Consider the following 24484-nt stretch of genomic DNA (forward strand, 5'->3'; position numbering starts at 1 on the left):
AGGTGGCGATCGGGTGCACCGGGCCGTAACGTGCCCGACATGGCCTTTCGGACGTGGGGCAGGCTGCTGCTCACGGCGCTCGGGGTGAGCGTGCTGGCCGGGGCCGGCCAGCTCGGCATCGCGTACGGCTTCGGCGTCGTACGCCTCGACGGCGCGTTCGTCGACGACTCGGTGAACCGGTGGCCCGCCCAGCTCGCCTGGGTCGGCTGGTTCGCCGCGGTCGCCACAGTCGCCGGGGCCGTCCTCACCGAACGCCTCGCCCGCCGGGACGCCTCCCCGGCCGGCACCACCGAGCTGCTCTCCATCGCCGGCGTCAGCGGGCTGGCCGCCATCGTGGTCGCCCCGCTCTGCATGCAGCCGGCCCGCGCCGCCGAGCTGGGCGGCACCGTCGACCCGGTGTGGGCCGTCGGCATCTGCGCCGTCCTCGGGGCGGTGGTCGGGGCGGGCACGGCGATCGCCGTGCTGCTCAAGCCGCCGTTCGGGTGGAGCATCGCGCTCAGCGCCGCGGCCGTCTGGCTGCTCGCCCTGATCTCCGTCGCGCCGTCGGTCGCGTCGACCGGCACGCTGCCCACCGTACGCCTCGGGGTCCTCGAACCGTCCTGGCTGGACCCGGCCGCGGCCCAGCGCCTCGCCATGCTGCTGCTGCCCACCCTGGCCCTGCTGGCCGGCGCGGCCGTCGGCGTGCTGGCCCGCCGGGCCGGCTACCTGCCGCTGGTCGGCGGCGCGGCCGGCGCGGCCGGCCCGGTCCTGCTGGCCTTCGCCTACCTGACGGCCGGCCCCGGCACGGCGGCCGACCGCTACCAGCTCGCGCCCTACTACGGCGCGCTCATCGCGGTCGCCGCCGGAGCGCTCGGCTCGACCGCCACCACGGTGCTGCCCCGACCGGTGACCACGGCCACCGGGCCGGACGCCATCGAACCCACCGACATCCTCCAGCCCCTGCCGTCGTCGCCGGCCACCCCCGGCGCGGCCGACCCGGTCCCCGCCGCACCGGTGGCCCTGCGCCCCGCCGGGGCACCCAGCCCGGCCCACTGGGACTGGCCGGCCGCCGGAGGGGTCACCCCCGCGCCCGTGCCGGCCGGGCTCACCCGCCGGTCCCCCGGTCGCCCGGCCCCCGAGCGGCCGGCGGACCGGGACGAGCCGATCCCGGCGCACGGGTCGGGCCCCACCGGCGAGCGCGAGGCGACCCGGCCCGGCTTCCTCGGGCACCGGTCCGACGCGGCGCCCTCCGCCGTCGTCGCCGGCGAAGCGGCCGATCCGGCCCCGGACGCGCACGGTGCGGAACTGCCGGCCGCCCCGGGTACCGCGGCTAGGCCCGGCACGGCCGACGGGATCACGGCGCGGCACCTGGCACCGGACCCGGACGGCCGGCCCGCGACGGCGGGCGCGGCACCGGGCGTCGCCCCCGAGGACAGCGAGGGGTTCGACCCGCCGAGGTCGGTCTTCATCCCGGAGCCGGGCCCGGACGTCGCACCTCCGGACCGGCCGTCCGACGAGACGAGCCTCGGTCAGCTTCCCGGGTCGCCTCCCCCGGGGCGGCGGACCTCGGCCATCGACGTGCTCGCCGCTGGCCGCCCGACCCCGCCGGCCGAGCCGGAGCGGGCGACGCGCCCCGCCCCGGCGGCGGAGCTGGCCCACCCGACCGCATCGCACGCCGAGGCCACGAGGACCACCGGCCGGGCGGAAGCGGGGTCCGTCGCGCCGGAGCCGGTCACGCGCCCCGCCCCGACGACCGAGCCGGCTCACCCGGCGGCACCGCACGCCGGGGCCCCGAAGACGACCGGCCGGACCGAAGCCGCGCCCGTTGGGCCGCTCCCGGTCACGCGCCCCGACCCGGTGGCGAAGCCGGCGGCAGCGGATGCCGAGGCTACGAGGGTCACCGGCCGGGCGGAAGCGCAGTCGGCCACGCCGCGTCCCGCGCTGGACCGGGCGGAAGCGGCGGCCCCGGCGGCGGCGGAACGCGCGGTGGCCGAAGCCTCCCCCGCCGAACCTGCGACGGAGGCCGCTGCGACGCGGCCGACGCGATCGAGGCGGAGCCGCGCCGCCGCCTCGACGCCCACGTCCCGGCCTGCGGACGACGCATCCCCGAAGCCCCGCCCGACGGAGGACACGCGCTCGAAGATGCGCCCGGCGGCGGAGGAGCCCTCGCAGGCCCGGACGCTCGACGGTGCGCTCCCGACGACCCGACCGGTGGACGACGCTCCGTCGGCGGGTCGCCCGGCGGACGACACCGCCGCGGAGGCAGCGGCCGAGACGGGTGGATCCACCCCGGCCGCGCCGGCTCCGGCCGGCCGCGCCAAGCGCACCCGCAAGTCCCGGGCCACCCGGACCAGCCCGGACCAGCCGACCGGCACCACACCGGACAGCACCGCCGAGCCGGCCGCGACCAGAGCGGCCACCACGGCGCAGGCCGCCGCCACCACGCCGGACGGAACCTCCGTGCGAGCCGGAACCGCGCGGGACAACACCTCCGGGCCGGCCGGGAGCACACCGGACGGCGCCTCCGCGCCTGCCGCCGGGAGCACGCCGGACGGTGCCTCCGCGCCGGCCGGGAGCACGCCGGACGGTGCCTCCGCGCCGGCCGGGAGCATCCCGGCCGCCGCCCAGGAGGCCACTCCGCACCTCTCGCCGACCGGCGCCGAGCCGGCTGGCGAGACGCGGGCCACGGAAGCACCGGCGCCGGCCGAGGCCGGCCCGGGCGGCGGCACGCCGACCGCCGGCGAGCGGCGGAGCTTCTTCTTCGATCCGGAGCCGGCGCCGGCTCACCTGCCCGAGCCTCCGGCGTCGCCCCGGCCGCGGATCCCGATCTTCGAGGACGCGGCGCCGGGGAACGTCCGGCCGGCCTGGCCGGTCGCCCCCGCCGCGAACTGGCCGGTCACCCCGCGCGGTGGCACCGAGCCGGACGCGCCGGACGGCCCGACCGCCGGCCGGGACGCCGGCACCGAGGGCACCACGACGGGCGGCGCCACCCGGCCCGAGCCGGCACCGCGCCCCCGGCACCGCGCCCTGCCCGACCTGGGCCGGAGCACCGGCTGGGACGCACTCGCCAACGCCCGCCCCGCCGACCCGCCCGCTCCACCGCCCACCGGCCGGACCCCGGACCACACCGCCCCCACCGGCCCGGCCCGGGAGGTCACCGACACCGCCGGCCGGTCCCAGAAGAACAGCGACACCATCGGCCGGACCCCGGAAAACACCGGCCCGCTCCCGGAGGCCGCCGCCCACATCGGCACGGCCGCGGAGACCACCGGCACAGCCTCGGAGACCACCGGCACAGCACCGGAGACCACCGGCACGGCACCGAAAGCCCCCGGTACGGCCCCCGAGAGCACCGGCGCGGCCGACCGCACACCGGAGGTCACCCGTTCGATACTCGCGGCCTGGGACGGTCCGGCCACGGGGGCCGCCGGCAGCGCGACCGGCGGTCGGCACGCCGACGTGTCCGGGGCGGACGGGAGCACCGAGGCCGCCGGCGGGAAGTCCAAGGCCCGGCGCAGCCTGTTCCGGCGTAACCGGGGCAAGGGCAGCGAGGCGGCCGAGGTCGACCGCGAGTCTGAGCCGCTCGCCGCGCAGGACGAGGAGTACGTCGACTGGGTCGCCGGCCTCGCCTCCGACGACAACGCGGACGACGCCCGGTCGCTGCGTACCGGCCGGCACCACCGCGACTGAGCCCCGCGGGGCCGGGCCGACCAGCGGCCCGGCCCGCGGAGGCGCTCAGGCGAGTGGCAGGTAGACCCGCGAGCCGCCGGCCACGAACTCCTCGGACTTGTCCTTCATGCCGCGCGCCGCGTACTCCTTCAGCTCCTGGGTGATCTTCATCGAGCAGAACTTCGGCCCGCACATCGAGCAGAAGTGCGCGGTCTTCGCTGGCTCCGCCGGCAGCGTCGCGTCGTGGTACGACCGGGCCGTCTCCGGGTCCAGCGCGAGGTTGAACTGGTCCTCCCAGCGGAACTCGAACCGGGCCTTGGAGAGCGCGTCGTCCCAGGCCTGGGCCCCCGGGTGCCCCTTGGCCAGGTCGGCCGCGTGCGCCGCGATCTTGTACGCGATCACACCCGCCTTCACGTCGTCCCGGTCGGGCAGACCGAGGTGCTCCTTCGGCGTGACGTAGCAGAGCATCGCGGTGCCGAACATGCCGATCATGGCGGCGCCGATGGCCGAGGTGATGTGGTCGTACGCGGGCGCGATGTCCGTGGTCAGCGGGCCGAGCGTGTAGAACGGCGCCTCGTGGCACCACTCCTGCTGGAGGTCCACGTTCTCCTTGATCTTGTGCATGGGCACGTGGCCAGGACCCTCGATCATCACCTGTACGTCGTGCGCCCAGGCGACCTTCGTCAGCTCGCCGAGGGTACGCAGCTCGGCGAACTGCGCCTCGTCGTTGGCGTCCGCGATCGAGCCGGGCCGCAGCCCGTCGCCGAGCGAGAACGTCACGTCGTAGCGCGCGAGCAGCGCGCACAGCTCCTCGAAGTGGGTGTAGAGGAAGTTCTCCTCGTGGTGCGCCAGGCACCAGGCGGCCATGATCGAGCCGCCGCGGGAGACGATGCCGGTCACCCGGTCCACGGCGAGGGGCACGTACGGCAGCAGCACCCCGGCGTGCACCGTCATGTAGTCGACGCCCTGCTCGGCCTGCTCGACCACCGTCTCGCGGAACACCTCCCAGCTCAGCTTCACCGGGTCGCCGCCGACCTTCTCCAGCGCCTGGTAGATGGGGACGGTGCCGATCGGCACCGGCGAGTTCCGCACGATCGCCTCGCGGGTCTCGTGGATCCGCTTCCCGGTGGACAGGTCCATGACGGTGTCCGCGCCCCACCGGGTGGCCCAGGTCAGCTTCTCCACCTCCTCGGCGACCGAGGAGGTCACGGCCGAGGTGCCGATGTTGGCGTTGACCTTGACCAGGAACGCCTTGCCGATGATGGCCGGCTCGCACTCCGGGTGGTTGACGTTGAGCGGCAGCACGGCCCGCCCGGCCGCGATCTCGTCCCGGACGAATTCCGGCGCGACCCCCTCCCGGATCGCCACGAACTCCATCTCCGGCGTGACGGTCCCGGCCCGGGCGTACGCGAGCTGCGTGGGCCGGCGACCGTCCACGCCGGCCAGCGGGGTGCCGGCGCCGCGCACCGGGGCGACGTCCCCGCGCGCCGCGATCCACGGCCCGCGCAGCGGCGGCAGCCCCACCTCCGGCTCCGAGCCGGGACCGGACGTGTCGTAGAGCCGGACCGGCGGGTTGTCCCCGGTCAACTCCACCTCGGCGAACGGCACCCGGATGTCCGGGCGGGATCCCTCGACCCAGACCTTGCGACGTGCGTGCATGACAGCCTCCCTGTCGCTCAAGCGGACCAGCCGAAGTGGTCCAGCGGGCCGCGTCCCGCCCCCAGCTCCCAGTGCCGCGCGCCGGTCAGCGCGCGGGTCACGTACTCCTTGGCGGCGGCCACCGCGACCGGCACCGGGTCGCCCGCCGCCAGCCGGACGGCGATCGCCGCCGAGAACGAGCAGCCGGTGCCGTGGTTGTGCCGGGTCGGCACCCGGGGCGCGCGCAGCAGCGTGGTCGAGCCGCCGCCGGCCAGCACGTCCACCGACTCGCCGGCCGCGTCCACGTCGCCGCCGGTCACCACCACGTACGCCGGGCCGGCGGCCGCCAGCGCCTCGGCCGCCGCGACCATCTCCTCGACAGTGGTCACCGGGCGTCCGGTGAGGGCCGCGGCCTCCGCGCAGTTCGGCGTCGCCACCTCGGCGTACGGGAGCAGCCGCTCGACCGCCGGCGCCACGCCGAGCCGGTGCCCGCTGGTGGCGACCAGCACCGGGTCGACGACCAGGCGGGGCAGCCGGCCGGCCTTCGCCGCCTCGGCCACCGCTTCGGCGACCGCGGGCGTGCCGAGCATGCCGGTCTTCACGGCCCGTACGTCGAAGTCGCCGAGCACGCTGTCGAGCTGGTCGCGCACGGTCTGCGGGGGCAGGGGCAGCACGGCGTCCACGCCCCGCGTGTTCTGCGCGGTGACCGCGGTGATCACGCTGGTGCCGTAGGCGCCGAGGGCGGCGAAGACCTTGAGGTCGGCCTGGATGCCGGCGCCTCCGCCCGAATCGGATCCGGCGATCGTGAGGAGTGTTTTCGGAGTCATGGCTTTTTCCTGGTTGCGGGTGAGGGCTGGTGGGCCGCCGTCAGCATGGCGGCGACCTCGGTGGGGTCCTCGGCGCGCATCAGGGCGCCGAGCACGGCCACCCCGGCCACTCCCGCCGCGACGCAGGCCGCCACCTGTTCCGGGGTCTCGATGCCGGCGAGCGCGAGCACCGGCACGGGGCTGGCCGCGACCAGCTCGCGCAGCCCGTCGGGGTGCAGGGGTGGGCCGTAGCCGGGTTTGGTCCTCGTCGGGAAGACCGGCGACAGGGTCGCGTAGTCCTCCGTGGTGAGCCGGGCCAGCTCCGTGGCGTCGTGGCAGGAACGGCCGACCAGCCCGACGGCCGGCGGCGGGTACGGGCCGGCGGCCGGCAGGTGGACGGCGTCCCCGCCGAGCGGGTCGGGCCCGGCCACGACCAGGGTGCCGCCGGCCTCGGCGAGGATCGCGCGCAGCTCGGTGGCCAGGGCGGCGCGCTCGGCCCGGGACAGGTCCTTCTCCCGCAGCACCACCCAGCGCACTCCCCCGGCCACGGCCGCCTCCACGACCTCGACCAGAGGTCGCCGCGCCACCCGCCGGTCGGTCAGCAGAACCACGCCCGACGGCACGGCCTTGCCGGAGATCGTGCAAGGTTCCGGCCCCTCCACGGGCCATTCGGCGCCAAGAGCTGCGGAGCAGACCGCGATCCCGGTGCTGGGTGGCGCTTCGGCCGGTGTTCTCGTGCTGAGATCGACCGGGGAGCCCGCCGTCACAGCTCGGGCCTTCCCTCGTCCGGAGTGGAGGCGAGGGCGTGGAAGCGGCGGGCGATCCGGCCGGCCCCGTACGCCAGCCGCCCGGCCTCGACCGCGTGCCGCATGGCGGTGGCCATCGCCACCGGGTCGGCGGCCCGGGTGACCGCGCTGGCCAGTAGCACGGCGTCGCAGCCCAGCTCCATGGCGAGCGCGGCGTCGGACGCGGTGCCGATCCCCGCGTCGAGGATCACCGGCACGTCCACGCCCTGCCGGATCAGCCGGATGTGGTGCGGGTTGGTCACCCCCAGCCCGGAGCCGATCGGCGCGCCGGCCGGCATCACGGCCGCACAGCCCACGTCGGCCAGCCGCCGGGCCAGGATCGGGTCGTCCGACGTGTACGGCAGCACGGTGAACCCGTCGGCCACCAGTTCCTCGGCGGCGCGCAGCAGCTCCACCCCGTCGGGCAGCAGCGTGCGCTCGTCGCCGATCACCTCCAGCTTCACCCAGTCGGTGTCGAACGCCTCCCGGGCCAGCTGGGCCACCTTCACCGCCTCGGACGCGGTGTAGCAGCCCGCCGTGTTCGGCAGCAGCCGTACCCCGCACCGGTCCAGCAGGTCGAGCAGGCCGCCGGCGGCGGCCGGTGCGGTGTCCACCCGGCGCAGCGCCAGGGTGACCAGTTCGGTGCCGGAGGCGCGGATGGCCTGCTCCAGCACGTGCAGATTGGCCGCGCCGCCGGTGCCGAGGATGAGCCGGGAGCCGAAGCCCACCCCGCCGATCTCGAAGGTCATCCGGCTCACCCGCCCTGGGCGGCGCTGAGCACCTCGACCCGGTCGCCGGCGCGCAGCACGGTCGCCGACCAGCCGCCGCGCGGCACCACCTCGCCGTTCACCGCGACCGCGAGGCCGCGCTCCTGGGCGGTGACCGCGCGGACCACGTCGGCGACGGTCGAGCCGCCGGGCAGGTCCCGTCCCGCGCCGTTGACGATCAGTTCCACCTGGGCTCCTTCCCGAACCGGTCCGGGGTGAAGGGGGCGAGCAGCGGATCCGGCTCGCCGGTGACGATCAGCTCGGTGACCAGGTCGGCGGTGACCGGGGTGAGGACGATGCCGTGCCGGTGGTGCCCGGTGGCGACGAGCACGCCGGGCCGGCCGGGCAGCCGCCCGATGATCGGCGCGTTGTCCGGGGTGCCGGGGCGCAGCCCCGCGGTCGCCTCGACCAGGTCGTACTCGGCCAGCTCCGGCACCAGGTCCACGGCGGCGCGGAGCAGCCGGAGCACCGCCCCGGCGGTCACCTCGGTGTCGGCGCGCTCCTCGACGGTCGCCCCGACCACCACCTCGCCGCTGTCCCGGGGCACCAGGTAGATCGACTCGCCGTCGGCGTACCCCCGGATCACGTGCCGGAAGTCCGGCGCGCCGCGACCGGGTGCGCGGAGCCGGAGCACCTGGCCCTTGACCGGCCGGACCGGCAGCCCGGTCAGCGCGGCGGCGCCGCAGCCGGCCGCCACCACGGTGACCTTGGCGTCCACCTCGGACAGCGCGCCGACCCGGGCCGGGTTCAGCACCGCGCCGGCCCGCCCGGCCGCCGCCCGCAGCGCGGAGACCAGCCGGCGCGGGTCGACCTGGTGGTCGCCGGGGGCGACCGCGCCGCCGCGCACCCGCGGGGCCAGCGCCGGCTCGCGGTCGCGCAGCTCCGAGGGGCGCAGCGGCGTGATCGGCAGTCCCAACCCCCGCTGGTACGACCAGAGCCGCCGCGCCTCGGCCAGGTCGTCGGCGGTGAGCCCGACCACCAGGGTGCCGTCGGCCCGGTACCCGACGTCGGCGCCGGCCGCCTCGGCCAGGTCGGCGGCGAAGCGGGGCCAACGGGCGGCGGACTCGGCGAGCAGGCCGGTCAGCTCGTGCTCGCCGAAGTAGGCCTCGGCGACCGGGGAGAGCATCCCGGCGGCGACGTGCGAGGCCCCGGAGCCGGGAGCGGGATCGTGGACGGTCACGCGCAGCCCCCGCGACGCGCACCGCCACGCGATCGCCAGCCCGACCGGTCCCGCCCCCACGATGGCGACGTCCGGTCGGGTCAGCACGTCAGCGCCGCGATCAGCTCGGCGGTCGTGCGGCCGGGATCGGGGCTGGCGGACAGCGCACCCACCACCGCCACCCCGTACGCCCCGGCGGCCCGCAGCGCCGGCACCGACGCGGCGGTCACCCCGCCGATCGCGATCACCGGCACGTCAACGGCACCGGCCACCGCGCGCAGCCCGGCGGGGCCGATCGGATCGGGCAGGCCCGACTTGGTGGTGGTGGCGTGGCAGGGCCCCACGCCCAGGTAGCTCGCCCCGGCGGCGACCGCCGCGGCGGCGGCGACCGGCTCCCGCGCGGTCGCACCGAGCACGGCGTCGGCGCCGAGCACCCGGCGGGCGGCCGCCACCGGCAGGTCCTCCGCGCCGACGTGGCCCCCGGCCGCGCCGACCGCCAGCGCCACATGCAGCCGGTCGTTGACCAGGCACGCCGCCCCGTACGGCCGGCACAGCTCGACCACCCGCCGGGCCAGCTCGTACGCCTCCCGGTCGCTGGCGTCGTCTTCGACCCGGACCTGGACGACCAGCTCGGCGCGGGCCACCGGCAGGGCGGCACGCAGCACGGCGAGCGGGTCCCGCCCCGGGCGGGTGTCGGTGATCAGATGCAGTCGTCCCAGGGACGGCACGGCAACTCTCCTCCCTGCGCCGGCATTACCCGGATCAGGTTCGACGGTCGGGGGCTTCCAGCCCCCCTCTCAGCCCGGTGGCACCGGGCTCCCGTGGGTCACTTGCGGGCCTACCGTACGACGTGCGCGCGCATCCGCCAAGGGGCACGTGGGGAATTTCCCACCGACCGTCCCGAGTGGAGGACGGGGACAGCACGTGATCTCCCGGTCACGTCATGCTGTCGGGATGCCCTCGTCCGCCCACGTTCCCCGCCGGCTGTCCGTCCTGCCGTTCCGAGGCGGCAACGCCGTCGCCGAGGGCCTCCTGACCTGGGCGATGCTGCAGGGTTCAGCCTGGTGCCGCCTCCTGCCCGACGTGTACGTGCACCGCGACGGCCACCGCCCGGACGACCATCGCATGTGGTGCGACGCCGTGGCGTTGCGACTGCCGCCGGGCGCGGCGATCGCGGGGCGCAGCGCGGCCTTCCTCTGGGGCGCCGACCTGCTCGCCCGGGACGCACCGGTCACGGTGCTGCTGCCCCGGGCCGCCCGGATGCGGCCGCATCCCCGCGTCCGCCAGGTCCGTTCCGTGCTGCCGGACACCGACCGCACCCGCTTCGCCGGGCTGCCTGTCACCACCCCCCTGCGCACCGCCTTCGACCTCGGCCGGCAGGGCCCGCGCGTCGACGCGCTGGTCGCCGTCGAGGCGTTGCTGCAGCGCCGGGTGGTGAAGCTGCCCGCCCTGCGGGCCTACGCGGCGGCGCATCCCGGCTGGCCCGGCGCGGCGCTGCTGCGGGAGGTGCTCGCGCTGGCGGAGCCGCTGAGTGAGTCGCCGATGGAGACCCGCCTCCGGCTGCTCCTTCTCGACGCCGGCCTCGGCCCCCTCACCGCCCAGCACGACGTGCGCGACGCCACCGGCCGCTTCATCGCCCGGGTCGATCTGGCCTGGCCGGCTCTCCGGGTCGCCGTCGAGTACGACGGCGACCACCACCGGGAACGGGCCCACTTCCGCCAGGACGTGGCGCGACTGAACGCCCTCCGCGCGGCCGGCTGGCTGGTCCTCCGCTTCACCGCCGACGACGTCCTCCGCCACCCTGCCGCCACCATCACCCTGGTCCGCCAGGCGCTCCACGAACGCAGCACCCGCTGACCGCCAGCCGTCAGTGGAACCCCATGTAGGTCAAACCCGCCCGGTGACCTCCATAGCGTTCCACCGACGCCCGCGTGGCGTGTGTGGTGCGCGGCACGACGCCCTGGCGTCATCCCCGAGAGGCCCGCACGCCGCGCCTCGGCGCGTCCCGCCATACCGCCGCCAGCGCCAGTCCCGCCGCCCGCCCATCGTCGGTGGAACGCTATGTAGGTCAAACCCGCCCGGTGACCTCCATAGCGTTCCACTCACGCCCGGTCACGCGCTGGCGCGCGCCACTCCCGCCGGCACCAGCAGCGCCTGCAGGCGCCGTCGACCGCGGCGCGGCGCAGGGCGTGGGGCGCGCCGGGGCGGGCGCCGCGGCGCGGCGGGGCGCGGACAGCATGCTGCCCCGGCGGCCGGGCAGGCGGGCCGGGGCAGCGAGCGGGTCGGTCAGAGGATCGCGTCGAGGGTGTCGAGGTCCTCGTCGGTGGGCTGCCAGGTGCCCGCCTCGGCGTTGGCGCGTACCTGCTCGGGCGTGGTGGCGCCGGCGATCACCGAGGTCACCGCCGGCCGGGCGGCGAGCCCGCCGATGGCCACCTGGAGCATGCTGATCCCGCGCTCGGCCGCGTACGCCTCGATGGCCTCGATGGTGTCCCAGTCGGCGGCGGCGAGGCGCTCGGCGTACCGGCCGCCGCCGGAGAGCCGGCTGCCGGCGGGCGGGGTCTCGTCCCGCTTGTACTTGCCGGTGAGCAGGCCGTTGGCCAGCGGGAAGAACGGCAGCATGCCGAGGCCGAACCGCTCGCACGCCGGGATCACCTCGGCCTCGACGGACCGTTCCAGCAGCGAGTAGTGGTTCTGCGCGGAGATGAAGCGCGTGCGGCCCTGGGAGGAGGCGGTCCAGTCGGCGTCGGCGATCTGCCAGCCGGCGAAGTTCGAGTTGCCGAGGTAGCGCACCTTGCCGGCGGTGACCAGGTCGTCCAACGCGGCGAGGGTCTCGTCGATCGGGGTGCCCGGGTCGGGCTCGTGCATCTGGTAGAGGTCGATGTGGTCGGTGTCGAGGCGGAGCAGCGAGGCCTCGACCGCCCGGGCGATGTAGCGGCGGGCGCCCCGGGCGCCGTGGTCCGGCCCGTTGAGCCCGTGCATGTCCATGCCGAACTTGGTGGCGACCACCACGTCGTCCCGGCGCCCCTTGAGCGCCTGCCCGAGGAGTTCCTCGGACCCGCCCTGCGGCTCACCGTAGATGTCGGCGGTGTCGAAGAAGTTGATCCCTGCGTCGAGCGCGGCGTCGACGACGGCGCGGGTGCCGTCGAGGTCGAGCTTGCGGCCGAAGTTGTTGCAGCCGATGCCGACGACGGACACCACGAGTCCGGAGTCGCCGAGCCGGCGGTAGGTCATCTCAGTCACGAGATCCACCCTATGCCGCCGCGCCCGGCGTCACCTGACGTCCCAGACCGGCTCCGGGGTCTCCACCACCTCGCCGTCGCCGCGGAACAGCACGAACCGGTCGAAGGAGCGGGTGAACCACCGGTCGTGGGTGACCGCGACGACCGTCCCGGCGAACGCCTCCAGGCCCGCTTCGAGGGCCTCGGCGGAGGCCAGGTCGAGGTTGTCGGTCGGCTCGTCGAGCAGCAGCAGGGTCGCCCCGGACAGCTCCAGCAGCAGCACCAGGAAGCGCGCCTGCTGGCCGCCGGACAGGGTGCCGAACCGCTGGTCGCCCTGCCCGGCCAGCTCGTACCGGGACAGCGCCGCCATGGCGGCGTTCCGGTCCATGCCGGCCCGGTGTTCGTCGCCCCGCCACAGGATGTCGACCAACGTCTTCGCCATCAGCTCGGGCCGGTCGTGGGTCTGGGAGAAGTGGCCGGGCCGGACCCGGGCGCCGAGGCGTACCTGGCCGTCGTGCGCGACGGGCGTGAGCGCCGCCGCGCCGTCGACCGGGGTGTTGGCCGGGTCGGGGTCGGTGCCGCCGCGGGCCAGCAGGCGCAGGAAGTGCGATTTCCCGGTCCCGTTCGCGCCGAGCACCGCGAGCCGGTCGCCGTACCAGAGTTCCAGGTCGAAGGGGTAGGTCAGGCCGTCCAGTTCGAGCTGCTCGGCGATCACCGCCCGCTTGCCGGTCCGCCCGCCGGTCAGGCGCATCCGGATGTCCTGCTCCTTCGGGGGTACGGGCGGGGGCCCGGCCTCCTCGAACTTGCGCAGCCGGGTCTGCGCGGCCTGGTAGCGGGAGGCCATCCCGTCGTTGTACGCGGCCTTCTGCTTGTACATGAGCACCAGCTCGCGCAGCTTCTGGTGCTCCTCGTCCCAGCGGCGGCGCAGCTCGTCGAGGCGGGCGTGCCGGGCCACCCGGGCCTCGTGCCAGCTGGCGAAGCCGCCCGGGTGCACCCACGCGCTGCCGCCCTCGACGGCGACCACCCGGTCGGCGGTCTGGGCGAGCAGCTCCCGGTCGTGCGAGACGTAGAGGACGGACTTGCCGGACTCGCGCAGCCGGGCCTCCAGCCAGCGCTTGCCGGGCACGTCGAGGAAGTTGTCGGGCTCGTCGAGGAGGAGCACCTCGTCCGGGCCGCGGAGCAGCAGTTCCAGGGCGAACCGCTTCTGCTGGCCGCCGGAGAGGGTCCGCACCGGGCGGTCCCGGGCGGCGTCCCACGGCAGGTCGAGGACGATGGTGGCGACGGTGTCGAAGAGCACCTCGGCGTCGTACCCGCCGGTCTCGCCCCAGGCGGCCAGCGCGTCCGCGTACGCGAGCTGGGCCTTGCCGGCGGCGCTGCTGTACTTGCCGCGGACCTCGGCCGCCCGCATGGCCGCCTCGGTGTCGGCGAGGCGGCGACCGGCGTCGCGCAGCGCGGGCGGGGCGAGCGACAGCGCCAGGTCGGCGAGGGTCGACTCGTCGCCGATCATGCCGATGAACTGCCGCATCACGCCGAGCCCGCCGGAGCGGGCGACGGCGCCGGTCTTCACCGGCAGGTCGCCGGCGACCATGCGCAGCAGGGTGGTCTTGCCGGCGCCGTTGGGGCCGACGAGGGCCACCTTGGCGCCCTCACCGACCCGGAACGACACCTCGGCGAAGAGTTCCCGGCCGTCCGGGAGGATGTGCCCGACCGCTGCCACGTCCACGTATCCCACGCGGGCATCCTGCCCGAGGGGCGGGCGCGGGCGACACCCGATTACCGGGTGACCCGGAGCACCCGGTAGCCCTTCTGGCTGGCGTGCCGCTCGACCTGCCAGCCCTGTTCGACCAGCCAGCGGTGCAGCGAGTCGCCGCCGAGGTGCCGGGCGACGACCAGCCAGGCCACCCCGTCCGGGGTGAGCCGGGGCAGCCAGCGCCGCAGCAGCTCGTGCAGCTCCGGCTTGCCGATGTGGATGGGCGGGTTGGACCAGATCTGGGTGAAGGCGAGGTCGGCGGGTACGTCGTCCGGCGCGGCCACCCGGACCCGGTCGGCGGCCCCGACCCGGGCGGCGTTGGCGGCGGTGAGGTCGCGGGCCCGCTGGTTGACGTCGACCGCCCAGACGGTGGCGGCCGGGGCGGTGCCGGCCAGCACGCAGGTGATCGGCCCGAAGCCGCACCCGATGTCGAGGAGCGGGCCGGTGGCGTCGTGCGCCGGCAGTTCGGCCTTGCGCAGCAGCACCGCCGTGCCGGGGTCCAGCCGGGCGGCGGAGAAGACGCCGGCGGCGGAGGCGAGGGTGTAGTCGCGCCCGGCGACGGAGAACTCGACCTCGCGCGGCTGGGCGGGGGTCGCGGGTTCAGCGGTGAAGTAGTGGTCGCCGGTCACGTCGGGCATTGTCGCACCGCCCGGGAGCGGCGCCCGCGACGGTGCGGCGGGCAGGACGGAACGCCACTCCGCCGGATTTTGCCGATATTACCCACGAAAGGGACAATGGCCCCTACTGTAGCCAACATGGTGTATCGGTACGAGTCCGATGAGGACGCCTTCCTGGAGTACCCGCGGCCCGGGTCGGACCCGTCCGTGCCCGGGGACGTGGCGGCCCCGCCGGCGGGTCCCTCGCCGTCCCGCTTCCCCACCCCGTCGCTGCCGCCACCGGTCCGGCCCGCCCCGGCGGTCGAGGCCGCCCGGGCGCCGGCCCCGCCGCCACCGGCACCGGCACCGGCGCCCAGCCGGCCCGCCCCGCCCCGGGAGCCCGCCCCGGTGCCGCAGCCCACGCCGGTGGCGCCGCCCGCACCACCGGTGCCGCAGCCGACGCCCGCCGCCGCGCCCCGACCGGAGATGTCGGCCCCTTCGACGCCCCGACCGGAGATGGCGGCCCCGGCCGACCCCGTCGTCCGGACCACCGATCCGCTGGACCTGGCCCGGTCCCGCCACGCCGAACGCCGGCGCGGCGGCGGCCGGGCCTGGCAGGTGCTGATCGGCGGCGCCGCCGTGCTGATGCTGCTCGCCCTCACCGGGCTGGCCGTCGCCGCCCTCCTGGAGGACCGGACCGCCACGCCACCGGCCAGCCAGCAGAGCAGCCAGCCGGTGGTGGAGCAGTCCCCCGCGGCCGACGGACACGACCTGGACTCCCGGGACACCGACCAGGCGGCGCTCACCGCCAAGGAGGTCTTCCCCGGCCAGCAGGTGGTGGTGGCCGACGGGCAACCGGCGTACCGGGTGCTGAAGACGCACTCCAGCGCGAGCTGCGCGGTCGCGGCCACCGGCGAGATCGCCGACCTGCTGGTCCGCCTCGGCTGCAACCAGGTGGTCCGGGCCACCCTCCGCTCCTCCGACGGCGACCACCTGCTCACCGCGGGCCTGTTCAACCTGACGGACGTGGCCAGCGCCCAGCGGGCCCGCGACCGGATCCGGCCGATGCTGGACGAACGGCAGGGCCGGTTCCGCGGCATGGCGGCGAGCGAGGACACCGAGGCGGTCGCGACGGCCGCCGCCCGGGTCGGCTGGCAGGTCCGCGGCCACTACCTCGCCTACTGCGTGGTCACCCGGGCCGACGGGGAACGGATCAGCTCCGGCGACACGAAGGCCCGGGACATCCTGTACGACATGATCGAGGTCTACCTGAACCGGGGAGTGCTGGAGCGCCGGGCCAGCGGCGGGGTGGCCAGCCAACCCACCGACGGCCCGACCGACGGCAGCGCCGGCCAGGACGGCACCCGCAACTGAGATCGACCACCACGGCCCGTCGCTCCCACACCCGGGCGGCGGGCCGTTCCCTTGTGCTCAGCCCTCGGCGACCGGCACCCGCAGCCGGCGGGTGAGGTCGGCGCGGCGGGCGTACTCGGCGGGGTCGGCCGGGTAGCCGACCTCGACGAGGGCCAGCCCGTGCGCGGGCGCCACGGTCACCTCGCTGGCGCGTTCCCGGCGGCTCAGCAGGCCCGCGGGCCACTCGACCGGCCGGCGGCCGTCCCCGGCCACCAGCATGGCGCCGACCAGGCTGCGGACCATGTTCTGGCAGAACGCGTCGGCCCGCACCGTGGCGACCAGGATGCCGTCCGGCTCGCGCCGCCAGTCCAGCCGGGTCACCTCGCGCAGCGTGGTGGCGTTCTCCTTGCGCCGGCAGTACGCGGCGAAGTCGTGCTCCCCCACGAGGCCGGCCGCCGCGGCGTTCAGCGCCGCCAGGTCCAGCGGCTTCGGCCAGGCCAGGGTGTCGGTGCGGCGCAGCGGCTCGGCGCCCCACGGCGCGTCGGTCACCCGGTACTCGTAGCGGCGGAAGGTGGCCGAGAAGCGCGCGTCGAAGTCGGCCGGCACCTCGGTCATGGTCCGTACCCGCACGTCGGGCGGGAGCAGCCGGGCCAGCCGGCGCAGCAGCCTGCCGTCGTGCTGCCGCCACACCTCGGTCGGCAGGTCGAGGTGGCAGACCTGCCCGGTGGCGTGCACGCCGGCGTCGGTGCGGCCGGCCACGGTCAGCCCGGTCGCGGTGCCCGCGCCGAGGACCAGGTCCAGGGCCTCCATGAGCACCCCGGCGACCGTGCGCCGGGCGGGCTGGGCGGCCCAGCCGGAGAAATCGGTGCCGTCGTACGAGACGTCCAGCCGCAGCCGGGTCCGCTCGTCCACCTCGTACCTCCTGTGACGGAACGGGCCCGGCACCCCGAGGGGTGCCGGGCCCGGCCAAGCCCGATGATCAGGCCTTGCCGTTCTCCTCGGTCGCGAGGTCGCTGTCCTCGCGGGCCTCGGCGGTGTCACCGGAGGCCGAGACCGGAGCCTCGGCGTCCTGGTCGGCGGCCTCGCTGGAGCGCGGGGTCTCCTCGGCCGGGGCCAGGGCCTCGACCTTGTCCTGCTGCGCGGCCTTGCGGGCGGCGGTCTTCTTGTTCGCCTTCGGCTCGGCGACCTGAAGCTCCTCCACCAGCTCGATGATCGCCATCGGAGCGGCGTCACCCTTGCGCGGACCGGTCTTCACGATCCGGGTGTAGCCACCGTTGCGGTTGGCGTACCGGGGCGCGATCTGGTCGAACAGGGCGTAGACCACGTCCTTGTCCTTGACGACGCCCAGCACCCGGCGCCGCGCGGCGAGGTCGCCGCGCTTGGCCTTGGTGATGAGCTGCTCGGCCAGCGGACGCAGCCGCCGGGCCTTCGTCTCGGTGGTCTTGATCTTGCCGTGCTGGAACAGCGCAGTGGCCAGGTTGGCCAGCATCAGCCGCTCGTGCGCGGGGCTGCCGCCGAGGCGGGGGCCCTTGGTGGGCGTGGGCATGCTTGGTGCTCCTCAGGTGTGGCGGCAGCGCGGACTAGAGCTGCTCGGTCTCGCGGTAGTCGTCGGTGTCGTAGTCGGCCTCGCCGAAGGCGTCCACGACGTGCGCCGGGTCGAAGTTCGGAGCCGAGTCCTTCAGCCCCAGGCCCATCCCGGCGAGCTTCATCTTGACCTCGTCGATCGACTTCTGACCGAAGTTGCGGATGTCGAGGAGGTCGGCCTCGGTACGCCCGATGAGCTCACCAACGGAGTTGATGCCCTCGCGCTTGAGGCAGTTGTAGGAGCGGACGGTCAGGTCCAGCTCCTCGATCGGCAGGGCCAGGTCGGCCGCCAGCTGGGCGTCCTGCGGGGACGGCCCGATGTCGATGCCCTCGGCGGTCTCGTCCAGCTCCCGGGCGAGCCCGAACAGCTCCACCAGCGTCGAGCCGGCCGAGGCCAGCGCGGTACGCGGGCCCATCGACGGCTTGGTCTCGACGTCGATGATCAGCCGGTCGAAGTCGGTCCGCTGCTCGACACGGGTCGCCTCGACCCGGTAGGTCACCTTGAGCACGGGCGAGTAGATCGAGTCGACCGGGATCCGGCCGATCTCGGCGCCCGCCTGCTTGTTCTGCGCCGCGGTGACGTAGCCGCGACCCCGCTCGACGGTCAGCTCCATGTCGAGCCGGCCCTTGCCGTTCAGGGTGGCGAGCTTGAGGTCCGGGTTGTGCACCGAGACACCGGCCGGGGGCTGGATGTCACCGGCGGTCACGTCGCCCGGGCCCTGCTTGCGCAGGTACATGCTGACCGGCTCGTCGTGCTCGGAGCTGACGCACAGCTCCTTGATGTTCATGACGAGCTCGACCACGTCCTCCTTGACACCGGGGATGGTGGTGAACTCGTGCAGGACACCGTCGATCTTGATCGAGGTGACCGCCGCACCCGGGATGGACGACAGCAGCGTGCGCCGCAGCGAGTTGCCCAGGGTGTAGCCGAAGCCCGGCTCCAGCGGCTCGATGGTGAACCGGGAGCGGGTCTCGTTGATCGACTCTTCGGAGAGAGACGGTCGCTGGCTGATGAGCATCTTTTCTCTTCTCTTCCGGGGCGCCCGCTATTTGACGCCCACGACACAAACTGTTCCGGTGGCCCGCCCCGGAGGGCGGGCCACCGCAACGAGCCCTTACTTGGAGTAGAGCTCGACGATCAGCTGCTCCTGGACCTGGGTGTCGATCACCTGGCGGGCCGGGAGCGAGTGCACGAGGATCTTCATCTGGCTGGGGATCGCCTCGAGCCAGGCCGGAACCGACCGCGAACCGGCCTGAGCCTGCGCCACCACGAACGGGGTGAGCTGCTTGCTCTTCTCCCGGACCTCGATGATGTCGTGCTCCTTGACGCGGTACGACGGGATGTCGACCTTCTTGCCGTTCACCGTGAAGTGACCGTGCTTGACCAGCTGGCGGGCCATGTCCCGGGAACCGGCGTAGCCGGCCCGGTAGACCACGTTGTCCAGCCGCGACTCGAGGATCTGCAGGAGGACCTCACCGGTCTTCGCCTGCTTGCCCACGGCCTCCTCGTAGTAACCGCGGAACTGCTTCTCCAGCACGCCGTAGACCCGGCGGGCCTTCTGCTTCTCACGGAGCTGGAGCAGGTACTCCGTCTCCTTGGTGCGGCCGCGGCCGTGCTGCCCGGGCGGGAACGGCCGGGACTCGAACGGGCACTTCGGGCCATCGCACTTGCTGCCCTTGAGGAACAGCTTCATCTTCTCCCGCCGGCAACGGCGGCAGTCAGCACCGGTGTAACGAGCCATCTCTCTCTACCTCTCAGACCCGACGACGCTTCGGCGGACGGCACCCGTTGTGCGGCTGCGGGGTGACGTCGGAGATCTGCCCGACCTCCAGCCCGGCGGCCTGCAGCGAACGGATGGCGGTCTCCCGGCCGGAGCCGGGGCCCTTGACGAACACGTCGACCTTGCGCATGCCGTGATCCATGGCCCGGCGCGCGGCGGCCTCGGCGGCCAGCTGAGCGGCGAACGGGGTCGACTTGCGCGAGCCCTTGAAGCCCACCTGGCCCGAGGAGGCCCAGGAGATGACGGCACCGGTCGGGTCCGTGATGGACACGATGGTGTTGTTGAAGGTGCTCTTGATGTGCGCCTGCCCGTGGGCGACGTTCTTGCGTTCCTTGCGCCGGACCTTCTTGACGGCGGCTCCGGCACGAGCCTTCGGTGGCATAAGTCTGTGCGCTCCTAGTTACTTCTTGCCGGGCTTCTTCTTGCCGGCGACGGTCCGCTTCGGGCCCTTCCGGGTCCGCGCGTTGGTCTTGGTCCGCTGGCCACGGACGGGCAGGCCCCGGCGGTGCCGGATACCCGCGTAGCAGCCGATCTCGACCTTGCGGCGGATGTCTGCGGCGACCTCGCGGCGAAGGTCACCTTCAACCTGGTAGTTGGCCTCGATGTGGTCGCGGAGCTGCACGAGCTCCTCGTCCGTGAGGTCCCGAGCGCGCTTCTCCGGCGAGATGCCGGTGGCGGCGAGCGTCTCCAGGGCGCGGGTGCGACCGACCCCGAAGATGTAGGTGAGCGCGATCTCCATCCGCTTGTCGCGGGGGAGGTCGACGCCGACTAGACGTGCCATGTGCGGGCGTACTCCTCGTGATGTTGTGCGGAGGTGTGGACCCGTCCCACCCCGCTACCGACCGTCCCTGTCCTTCCGGCGCGTTCAGCGCCGGCGACCGGGATCGGTCGCTGCCCGAGCGGGCCCCGGCCTCCGACCGGGGGTCAACCACGAGGAAGTACGCGCTGCGTACCGCTCGCGGCTGGGACGAGCTGGTGATGTGTGTGCGGGATCTGCCACCCGGGCCGGTTCCGCCGCCGCTCGTCACGGTCGGCGGGAACGGATCAGCCCTGGCGCTGCTTGTGGCGCGGGTCAGAGCAAATGACCATGACCCGGCCGTGCCGGCGGATCACCCGGCACTTGTTGCAGATCCTCTTGACGCTCGGCTTGACCTTCACGGTTGCCTTACTTCCCATCTGGCCCGGAGACGCGACGGTGCGCGACCCGGACGTCGAAGACGGACACGGGGACGTCCCGGCCGTCGTCAGGCTTACTTGTAGCGGTAGACGATGCGCCCGCGGGTCAGGTCGTACGGCGAGAGCTCTACGACGACCCGGTCCTCCGGCAGGATGCGGATGTAGTGCTGCCGCATCTTGCCGCTGATGTGAGCCAGCACCTTGTGGCCGTTCGCGAGCTCCACCCGGAACATGGCGTTCGGCAGGGGCTCGATGACCCGACCCTCGATCTCGATGGCTCCGTCTTTTTTCGGCATGTACTCCGCTGTCCTGACGTCGGTTGCTCCGGACGGCCCACAACGTCTTACACGGGCTCCGGCGGAGATCGCCGAGCCCGAGCCAGCCGCGGCTCCGAACTCCCACCGAAGCGCAGGGTGGGCATGCCGGAGTGGACGCTGTGCGCCGATCTGAAAGTGTACGCCCGCCTGCGGGCCGTCGCCAAACCGACCACCGGGCCGGTCACCGTGACGGAGGAAATTCGCACACCTCGGCAGCCGGCTGTGAGGCCGACCACAGCCGGCGGGCGGTGGATCAGCGGTGCCGGCGCCGGTCCCGCCGGGCCCGGTCCCGCCGGGCGCGGACACGTCGCTCGGCCGGGCGCCACCCGTGGTCGTGGCCGCCCACGGTGCGCATCAGCAGGAAGAAGCCCCACGGGCCGATCGCCCAGACCGGCCAGTAGTGCCCGAGGTGCCCGGAGCCGAGCGAGGCGAACAGCCAGATCGCGGTGAGGATCGCGGCGACCCGCAGCCACGGCGACCAGATCGCGAGCAGCCGGCCACTGCCGCGCCCGCTGTCCACGACCGGGGCGCCGGCCTCGGGCGCGGCGGGCGGCGTCGCCGGTGCCACTGCGGCGCGCTGGGCGGGCGTCGTCCCGGGCAGGTCGGCCACCACCTCGTCCAGGTCGGCGTAGGTCTTCGCCCCGTACGCGCGGCCCAGCCGCTCGTCGTACTCGTGCAGGCCGAGCCGGCCCTCCTCCAGCGCCACCCGGAGCCGCTCCGCCGTGGCCTCCCGGTCGGCGTCGGCCGCCCGCATCCCGCTCCGCCCGTCCATGACGGCAAGCATGCCACCGGTGTGCCACCGCCCGGTAACCCCTGCCCCCCGCGTACGGCGGCGACGGGCGGCTGCCGGAGACGCCCCGGCGGGCCGGAAATCGCCGAGCCGCGCCGAAACGGGCACGGACCGGTCAGACCGCCGGGGAACCGGCCGTCTGGCGGGACGTGACCAGATCGCCGAGCCGGGCCCGGCCGCCGTCCTCGGCGGTCAGCACCCAGACGCCGTCGTCGAGCAGCGCCATCGAGTGCTCGACGTGCACCGCCATCGAGCGGTCGCGGGTCACCACGGTCCAGCCGTCGGCCAGCTCCTCGGTGCGCGCGGAACCCATGGTGATCATCGGCTCGATGGCCAGCGCCAGGCCCGGCACCAGACGCGGGCCCTTGCCCGGGCGTCCGTGGTTCAGCACGTGCGGATCCTGGTGCATCTCCGTGCCGATGCCGTGCCCGCCGTAGCCGTCCACGATGCCGTACCGGCCGCCCTTGCGGACCGCGGTCTCCACCGCGTGGGAGATGTCGGTGAGCCGGCCCTTGCCGCTCGCCGCGCCCCGGGCGGCGGCCGCGATGCCCGCCCACATGGCGTCCTCGGCGACCGCGGCCATCTTCAGCAGGGCGGGCTCGACCTCACCGACGCCGACCGTGATGGCCGCGTCGCCGTGCCAACCGTCGAGCACCGCGCCGCAGTCGATCGAGATGAGGTCGCCCTCGCGGAGCACCTGCTCCGGCGACGGGATGGCGTGCACCACCTGCTCGTTGACCGACGAGCAGATCGACGCCGGGAAGCCGTGGTAGCCCTTGAACGACGGGACGGCGCCGGCCTCCCGGATGGTGGCCTCGGCGATCGCGTCGAGATCGGCAGTGCTCACGCCGGGGGCGACCGCCTCCCGCATACGGTGCAGCGCGCGGGCGACCACCAGACCGGCGGCCCGCATCAGCTCGATCTGCTCGGGGGTCTTCAGCTGGATGTCCAGCTGGGGACGACGCATGGAGGCGATACCTTTCGTTGCGCGGAACAGCGGGGCACGTCGCACGTACCCCGCTGTTCGCACTCTATCCGCCGGAGTTCCGGCGGGACGTCAGCCGCCGTACGAGCGGAGGGCGTCGATGGCGCGGACGGTGACGTCCTCCACCGGGCCGGTCGCGTCGATGCCGACGAGCTTGCCCTGGGCGCCGTAGTAGTCGACCAGCGGCGCGGTCTTCTCGGCGTACTCCCGGAGCCGGGCGGCGATGGTCTCCGGCTTGTCGTCGTCCCGCTGGAACAGCTCCGCGCCGCAGCGGTCGCAGATGCCGTCCCGGGTGGTCGCGTCGAACTCGACGTGCCAGATCTTGCCGCAGCCACGGCAGGTGCGCCGGCCGGAGAGCCGCCGGATCACCTCGTCGTCGTCGACGACCAGCTCCAGCACCAGGTCCAGCGCGGTGCCCAGGTCGGCGAGGAGCTTGTCCAGCTCGGCGGCCTGCGGCGTGGTCCGCGGGAAGCCGTCGAGGAGGAAACCCTCACCGGCGTCCGGCTCGGCGAGCCGGTCCCTGACCATGTTGATGGTGACGTCGTCCGGGACCAGCTTGCCGGCGTCCATGTAGCGCTTCGCCTCGACCCCCAGCGGCGTGCCCTGGGTGACGTTGGCCCGGAAGATGTCCCCGGTGGAGATCTTCGGCACCGAGAGGTGAGCGGCGATGAACTCCGCCTGTGTGCCCTTGCCCGCGCCCGGCGGGCCAACCAGAACGAGTCGCATCTACCGCAGGAACCCTTCGTAGTTCCGCTGCATGAGTTGGCTCTCGATCTGCTTCACGGTCTCCAGACCGACGCCGACCATGATGAGCACAGCGGTGCCGCCGAACGGGAAGTTCTGGAACTGCTGGTTGTCGAGCCAGATGAAGAAGAAGTTCGGCAGGATCGCGACGATGCCCAGGTAGAGCGCGCCCGGCAGGGTGATCCGGCTGAGGATGAAGTCGAGGTACTCGGCGGTCGGCTTGCCGGGGCGGATGCCCGGCACGAAGCCGCCGTACTTCTTCATGTTGTCCGCGACCTCGGTCGGGTTGAACGTGATCGACACGTAGAAGTACGTGAAGAAGATGATCAGCAGGAAGTAGATCGCGATGTGCTCCGGCGCGGCGGCCTTCACGATGTGGTTCTGGATCCAGGCCTGGGTCTTCCCCGGGTTGTTCTGGTCGAAGAACTGGAGCGCGAGCTGCGGCAGGTAGAGCAGCGACGAGGCGAAGATGACCGGGATGACGCCGGCCTGGTTCACCTTGAGCGGGATGTAGGTGGAGGTGCCGCCGTACATCCGCCGGCCGATCATGCGCTTGGCGTACTGCACCGGGATCCGGCGCTGGGCCTGCTCGATGAAGGTGACCGCGGTGATGACCAGCAGAACCAGGGCGATGACGAGGAGGAACATCCCCCAGCCCTTGGTGGTCTTGATCTTCCAGCCCTCGCTGGGGAGCCGGGCCGCGATCGAGGTGAAGATCAGCACGGACATGCCGTTGCCGACGCCCCGGTCGGTGATCAGCTCACCGAGCCACATCACCATGCCGGTGCCGGCGGTCATCGTCATGACCAGGATGGTCAGCGTCAGCCAGTCCGGGATGCCGGTGCCCCGCGGGACGATCGGGAACTGGTCGCACTGGTTGTTGAAGAGCTGACCCGAGCGCGCCAGCGCCACGAACGCCGAGGACTGGAGGATGCCCAGGCCCAGCGTGAGGTAGCGGGTGTACTGGGTGATCTTCGCCTGGCCGGCCTGCCCCTCCTTGCGGAGCTGCTCCAGACGCGGAATGACCACGGTCAGCAGCTGCAGGATGATCGACGCGGTGATGTAGGGCATGATGCCCAGCGCGAAGACCGACAGCTGGAGCAGCGCCCCACCGGAGAAGAGGTCCAGCAGGCCCAGCACACCGGTGCCGCCCTGGACGGTGTCGAGGCACTTCTGCACGTTGCCGTACGACACACCTGGGCTGGGCAGCGTGGCGCCCAGCCGGTAGACCGCGATGATGCCTACTGTGAACAGCAGCTTCTTGCGCAGGTCAGGCGTACGGAACGCACTGAGAAAGGCGGACAGCAACTTCTTCCTCCTGCGCGACGCGGGCCGCCGGTGATGATCCCTGGCGGAGCGGGGTGGGTGCCGGGCGGACCGCCCGATA

General features: G+C 74.1%; 25 protein-coding genes and 1 riboswitch. Of the genes, 3 read left to right on the forward strand and 22 right to left on the reverse strand.

What is annotated here, in order from left to right; all coding sequences use genetic code 11:
- Positions 1-39 precede the first annotated feature (39 nt).
- Positions 40-3669: a hypothetical protein gene (locus ABZ452_RS04145; protein WP_357938750.1), complete on the forward strand. Its 3630-nt coding sequence runs from the start codon at positions 40-42 to the stop codon at positions 3667-3669.
- 45 nt (positions 3670-3714) lie between these two features.
- Here the strand turns inward: ABZ452_RS04145 and thiC are convergent, their stop codons facing one another.
- The 7 genes from thiC to thiE all read right to left on the reverse strand — a co-directional run bounded on the left by thiC (position 3715) and on the right by thiE (position 9531).
- Positions 3715-5307: a phosphomethylpyrimidine synthase ThiC gene (thiC, locus tag ABZ452_RS04150; protein WP_357938752.1), complete on the reverse strand. Its 1593-nt coding sequence runs from the start codon at positions 5305-5307 to the stop codon at positions 3715-3717.
- Between the two features lie 17 nt (positions 5308-5324).
- The gene (gene thiD, locus ABZ452_RS04155) at positions 5325-6113 is read right to left on the reverse strand and encodes a bifunctional hydroxymethylpyrimidine kinase/phosphomethylpyrimidine kinase (protein WP_357938754.1); all 789 of its coding nucleotides are present in this window, start codon (positions 6111-6113) and stop codon (positions 5325-5327) included.
- A complete protein-coding gene (locus ABZ452_RS04160) occupies positions 6110-6730 on the reverse strand; it encodes a thiamine phosphate synthase (RefSeq protein WP_357939097.1) in 621 nt (206 codons plus the stop codon). The genes thiD and ABZ452_RS04160 overlap by 4 nt, the downstream gene beginning before the upstream one ends.
- A 125-nt stretch (positions 6731-6855) precedes the next feature.
- Positions 6856-7635 (reverse strand): thiazole synthase, encoded by a 780-nt coding sequence (locus ABZ452_RS04165; protein ID WP_357938755.1) that lies wholly within the window; start codon positions 7633-7635, stop codon positions 6856-6858.
- Positions 7632-7832, reverse strand: coding sequence for a sulfur carrier protein ThiS (thiS, locus tag ABZ452_RS04170; protein ID WP_357938757.1), 201 nt, complete (start codon positions 7830-7832; stop codon positions 7632-7634). The genes ABZ452_RS04165 and thiS overlap by 4 nt, the downstream gene beginning before the upstream one ends.
- Positions 7823-8911 (reverse strand): glycine oxidase ThiO, encoded by a 1089-nt coding sequence (gene thiO / locus ABZ452_RS04175; protein ID WP_357938759.1) that lies wholly within the window; start codon positions 8909-8911, stop codon positions 7823-7825. The genes thiS and thiO overlap by 10 nt, the downstream gene beginning before the upstream one ends.
- Positions 8905-9531: a thiamine phosphate synthase gene (gene thiE / locus ABZ452_RS04180; protein WP_357938761.1), complete on the reverse strand. Its 627-nt coding sequence runs from the start codon at positions 9529-9531 to the stop codon at positions 8905-8907. The genes thiO and thiE overlap by 7 nt, the downstream gene beginning before the upstream one ends.
- A riboswitch (TPP riboswitch) is annotated at positions 9526-9635 on the reverse strand. It overlaps the preceding gene by 6 nt.
- A gap of 122 nt (positions 9636-9757) precedes the next feature.
- On the opposite strand from thiE, the gene ABZ452_RS04185 reads away from it, so the two are divergent.
- Positions 9758-10660, forward strand: coding sequence for a DUF559 domain-containing protein (locus ABZ452_RS04185; protein WP_357938763.1), 903 nt, complete (start codon positions 9758-9760; stop codon positions 10658-10660).
- Between the two features lie 429 nt (positions 10661-11089).
- Here the strand turns inward: ABZ452_RS04185 and ABZ452_RS04190 are convergent, their stop codons facing one another.
- From ABZ452_RS04190 to ABZ452_RS04200, 3 genes are read right to left on the reverse strand one after another with little or no spacing between them, the layout of a single operon-like run.
- On the reverse strand, positions 11090-12052 hold the full coding sequence (locus ABZ452_RS04190) for an aldo/keto reductase (RefSeq protein ID WP_357938765.1): 963 nt from the start codon (positions 12050-12052) through the stop codon (positions 11090-11092).
- Positions 12053-12073: 21 nt separating this feature from the next.
- Positions 12074-13753: an ATP-binding cassette domain-containing protein gene (locus tag ABZ452_RS04195; protein ID WP_357938767.1), complete on the reverse strand. Its 1680-nt coding sequence runs from the start codon at positions 13751-13753 to the stop codon at positions 12074-12076.
- A gap of 41 nt (positions 13754-13794) precedes the next feature.
- Positions 13795-14400, reverse strand: coding sequence for a methyltransferase (locus ABZ452_RS04200; RefSeq protein ID WP_357939099.1), 606 nt, complete (start codon positions 14398-14400; stop codon positions 13795-13797).
- A 126-nt stretch (positions 14401-14526) separates the two neighbouring features.
- On the opposite strand from ABZ452_RS04200, the gene ABZ452_RS04205 reads away from it, so the two are divergent.
- Entirely contained in the window at positions 14527-15741 is a 1215-nt protein-coding gene (locus ABZ452_RS04205; protein ID WP_357938769.1) for a hypothetical protein, read from the forward strand.
- A 57-nt stretch (positions 15742-15798) separates the two neighbouring features.
- On the opposite strand, the gene truA is transcribed toward ABZ452_RS04205, so the two are convergent.
- From truA to secY, 12 genes are all read right to left on the reverse strand, one after another.
- Positions 15799-16632 (reverse strand): tRNA pseudouridine(38-40) synthase TruA, encoded by an 834-nt coding sequence (gene truA / locus ABZ452_RS04210; RefSeq protein WP_357938771.1) that lies wholly within the window; start codon positions 16630-16632, stop codon positions 15799-15801.
- A 67-nt stretch (positions 16633-16699) separates the two neighbouring features.
- A complete protein-coding gene (gene rplQ, locus ABZ452_RS04215; RefSeq protein WP_357938773.1) occupies positions 16700-17266 on the reverse strand; it encodes a 50S ribosomal protein L17 in 567 nt (188 codons plus the stop codon).
- Positions 17267-17300: 34 nt separating this feature from the next.
- Positions 17301-18323: a DNA-directed RNA polymerase subunit alpha gene (locus tag ABZ452_RS04220; RefSeq protein WP_007073009.1), complete on the reverse strand. Its 1023-nt coding sequence runs from the start codon at positions 18321-18323 to the stop codon at positions 17301-17303.
- 96 nt (positions 18324-18419) lie between these two features.
- Positions 18420-19046 carry a 30S ribosomal protein S4 gene (rpsD, locus tag ABZ452_RS04225; RefSeq protein WP_262283046.1) on the reverse strand — a complete coding sequence of 209 codons (627 nt, stop codon included), beginning with the start codon at positions 19044-19046 and terminating at the stop codon, positions 18420-18422.
- Positions 19047-19059: 13 nt separating this feature from the next.
- A complete protein-coding gene (gene rpsK / locus ABZ452_RS04230; protein ID WP_148430066.1) occupies positions 19060-19467 on the reverse strand; it encodes a 30S ribosomal protein S11 in 408 nt (135 codons plus the stop codon).
- An 18-nt stretch (positions 19468-19485) separates the two neighbouring features.
- Complete coding sequence (gene rpsM / locus ABZ452_RS04235; RefSeq protein WP_154228713.1) at positions 19486-19866, reverse strand: 30S ribosomal protein S13; 381 nt, start codon at positions 19864-19866, stop codon at positions 19486-19488.
- A 263-nt stretch (positions 19867-20129) separates the two neighbouring features.
- A complete protein-coding gene (gene rpmJ / locus ABZ452_RS04240) occupies positions 20130-20243 on the reverse strand; it encodes a 50S ribosomal protein L36 (protein WP_043965539.1) in 114 nt (37 codons plus the stop codon).
- A gap of 92 nt (positions 20244-20335) precedes the next feature.
- Positions 20336-20557, reverse strand: a complete 222-nt coding sequence (gene infA, locus ABZ452_RS04245; protein WP_007073013.1) for a translation initiation factor IF-1 — start codon at positions 20555-20557, stop codon at positions 20336-20338.
- Between the two features lie 274 nt (positions 20558-20831).
- Positions 20832-21350: a DUF1707 domain-containing protein gene (locus ABZ452_RS04250; protein ID WP_357938775.1), complete on the reverse strand. Its 519-nt coding sequence runs from the start codon at positions 21348-21350 to the stop codon at positions 20832-20834.
- Between the two features lie 133 nt (positions 21351-21483).
- On the reverse strand, positions 21484-22335 hold the full coding sequence (gene map / locus ABZ452_RS04255; RefSeq protein WP_357938777.1) for a type I methionyl aminopeptidase: 852 nt from the start codon (positions 22333-22335) through the stop codon (positions 21484-21486).
- 90 nt (positions 22336-22425) lie between these two features.
- A complete protein-coding gene (locus ABZ452_RS04260) occupies positions 22426-23079 on the reverse strand; it encodes an adenylate kinase (protein ID WP_357938779.1) in 654 nt (217 codons plus the stop codon).
- Positions 23080-24405 (reverse strand): preprotein translocase subunit SecY, encoded by a 1326-nt coding sequence (gene secY / locus ABZ452_RS04265; protein ID WP_357938781.1) that lies wholly within the window; start codon positions 24403-24405, stop codon positions 23080-23082. It abuts the gene before it with no gap.
- Between the last annotated feature and the right edge of the window lie 79 nt (positions 24406-24484).

This window comes from Micromonospora sp. NPDC005707, assembly GCF_040631005.1.
Taxonomy (GTDB): Bacteria; Actinomycetota; Actinomycetes; order Mycobacteriales; family Micromonosporaceae; genus Micromonospora.